General features: G+C 63.7%; 1 protein-coding gene. It reads right to left on the reverse strand.

Annotated elements, in window-relative coordinates:
• Positions 1-77: 77 nt before the first annotated feature.
• Entirely contained in the window at positions 78-1,283 is a 1,206-nt protein-coding gene (locus ACPW96_RS23230; RefSeq protein WP_425886107.1) for an IS110 family transposase, read from the reverse strand.
• Positions 1,284-1,380: the final 97 nt, after the last annotated feature.

Below are 1,380 nucleotides of genomic sequence, written 5' to 3' on the forward strand. Positions count from 1 at the left end.
ATGCTGTCGATCCATGACCGAGGGTTCGAGCCGACCGACAGGTCCGTTCCCGGCAACTGGGAATCTCAATGAAGTTGTCAAGCGGCAAGGGGGATGTTCTTGACTGCGGGTTCGGCGTAGGGGGTGTGGTCGCGGAGCATGGCCCAGGTGACGTTTATCCGACGTCGCGCGAGGGCGATGAGCGCTTGCTTGTGTGACTTCCCCTCGGCGCGTTTGCGGTCGTAGAAGGTCCTCGACGCGGGACTGTTCTTCAGGCTTGAGAGCGCGGCGAGGTAACAGGTTCGGAGCAGCCGACGGTTGAATCGTCGAGGTCGGTGGAGGTTGCCGTTGATGCGTCCGGAGTCGCGTGGGACGGGCGCGAGCCCGGCCACGCAGGCGAGCCTGTCCACGGTGTCAAAGTTGTCCAAGTTGCCGCCGATCTGCGCGAGGAAGGTCGCTGCCAGGACCGGACCGAAGCCGGGCAGGCTTAGCAGGATCTCGGCGTCCTCGTGCTGCGCGTAGTGCGCGGCGATTTGCGCGTCGAGTCCGGCGAGCTCTTCGTCGATCGCAGTGATCCGGGCGGCGAGCTTCGTCACGAGGGCAGATCCGACCGCTTCTGTCGCGAGGGCGGTGTGTTGCGCGTGCGCAGCATCGACGGCGGCCTGGGCGACCTTGGCGCTGTTGCGACAGCCACGGCCTTTCAACCATGTCGTCAGCCGAGTGACGCCGACTCTGCGGAGGCTTTCGGGAGTCGTATAGCGAGAGAGAAGGGTGAGCGCGGCCTTGTTCTTGGAGTAGTCGAATGACCGCTCCAGTGCAGGGAAGTACTCGAGTAGCGTCGCCCGAAGACGGTTGATCGCGCGCACCCGATCGTGGATGACATCGAAGCGATGCGATGTCAACAACCGCACGTCCACCGCGACCTGGTCCGCTCGCCGCACCGGTTGCAGGTCGGTCCGCATGCGCGCTTGGTCGGCGATGATTCTCGCGTCCTTTGCATCCGTCTTCCCATCGCCGCGATACGTTGCCGCCGCGTGGTGAACGATCCGGCCCGGGATATAGAGCACCTGCTGGCCGTGCGCGGCGAGCAACGCGATCAACAGCGCAGCACCCCCAGCGTTCAGATCCGTCGCCCAGCAGACCTCGCCGTCAACAGCGAGCTCTGTGACCGTGGCGATGAGCTCGAGCAGCTCGGCCTCATCGTTCTCAACGCGCTCGGACAGCAGGACGGCGCCAGCGTGGTCGATGACGACGCAATGATGCGACCGCTTCCCTGAGTCGATTCCAACCCAAATCGTTGGCATGATCGTTTTCCTTCCGGTCGGTTGTCTGGTCCCTGTTGATGACCACGCCGGCACGTCCTTACCCAACGATCAATGTCGCAATTCTCAATCAGCGGTC

The sequence above is a fragment of the Micromonospora sp. DT81.3 genome, from assembly GCF_049847225.1.
GTDB lineage: Bacteria > Actinomycetota > Actinomycetes > Actinomycetales > Microbacteriaceae > Microbacterium.

Bases quoted from the DNA above. Each gene is read 5' to 3' on its own strand.
- ACPW96_RS23230 (WP_425886107.1), bottom strand. From the start codon at position 1,283: ATGCCAACGATTTGGGTTGGAATCGACTCAGGGAAGCGGTCGCATCAT.